The sequence below is a fragment of the Prosthecomicrobium sp. N25 genome (assembly GCF_037203705.1).
In the GTDB taxonomy this organism is placed as follows: Bacteria; Pseudomonadota; Alphaproteobacteria; order Rhizobiales; family Ancalomicrobiaceae; genus Prosthecodimorpha.
In genome coordinates this window covers 1-1,253 of the sequence record NZ_JBBCAT010000012.1, presented here as the reverse complement: position 1 = coordinate 1,253, position 1,253 = coordinate 1, and the positions used below count along the sequence as shown (strand labels likewise).

The 1,253-nt window shown below is 69.3% G+C and carries 1 protein-coding gene; it reads right to left on the bottom strand.

Going from position 1 to position 1,253, the window contains the following annotated elements; translation table 11 throughout:
• Window positions 1–1,253: cadherin repeat domain-containing protein (locus WBG79_RS27545; RefSeq protein ID WP_337360455.1), on the bottom strand; the 1,253-nt coding region annotated here is incomplete at both ends.

Below are 1,253 nucleotides of genomic sequence, written 5' to 3'. Positions count from 1 at the left end.
GTGCCGCCGGCGCTGTTCTCGGCGATGGTGCCGCCCGAGACCAGGATGTCGCTCGGCCCGTTGTCGTTGACGTCGGTGAGGTCGACCGTGACCGTCTCGGTCCGGCTGTGCCCGGCCGCGTCCGTCACCGTCAGGTCGAAGGTCCGCGTGCCCCCCGCCTCGAAGTCGAGCACCGCGCCCGGCGCGACCCGGATCTCGTTGCCGACCACCGTGAACAGCCCGGCATCCGTGCCGGCTAGGCTGTAGGTGAAGGTCTCGCCGGTATCGGCGTCGACCGTTGAGAGCGTAGCAACGACCGTGCCGCCAGCGCTGTTCTCCGAGATCGTGCCGCCGGTCACGACGATGTCGCTCGGCCCGTTGTCGTTGACGTCGGTGAGATTGACCGTGACCGTCTCGGTCCGGGTGTGCCCGGCCGCATCCGTGACCGTCAGGTCGAAGGTCCGGGTCCCGCCCGCCTCGAAGTCGAGCACCGCGCCCGGCGCGACCCGGATCTCGTTGCCGACGACCGTGAACAGCCCGGCATCTGTGCCGGCGAGACTGTAGGTGAACGTCTCACCGGTATCGGCATCGAGCGTGGAGAGGGTGGCGACCACCGTCCCGCCAGCGCTGTTCTCCGAGATCGTCCCGCCGGTCACGACGATGTCGCTCGGCCCGTTGTCGTTGACGTCGGTCAGGTTGACCGTGACCGTCTCGGTCCGCGTGTGCCCCGCCGCGTCCGTGACCGTCAGGTCGAAGGTCCGGCTCCCGCCCGCCTCAAAGTCGAGCACCGCGCCCGGCGCGACCCGGATCTCGTTGCCGACCACCACGAAGCTCGCGGCATCCGTGCCGGCTAGGCTGTAGGAGAAGCTTTCCCCCGTATCCGCATCGACCGCCGACAAGGTCGCCACGACCGCGCCGCCAGCGCTGTTCTCGGCGATCGTGCCGCCAGAGACCAGGATGTCAGAGGGTCCGTTGTCGTTGACGTCGGTCAGGTTGACCGTGACCGTCTCGGTCCGCGTGTGCCCCGCCGCGTCCGTGACCGTCAGGTCGAAGGTCCGGCTCCCGCCCGCCTCAAAGTCGAGCACCGCGCCCGGCGCGACCCGGATCTCGTTGCCGACCACCACGAAGCTCGCGGCATCCGTGCCGGCTAGGCTGTAGGAGAAGCTTTCCCCCGTATCCGCATCGACCGCCGACAAGGTCGCCACGACCGCGCCGCCAGCGCTGTTCTCGGCGATCGTGCCGCCAGAGACCAGGATGTCAGAGGGTCCGTTGTC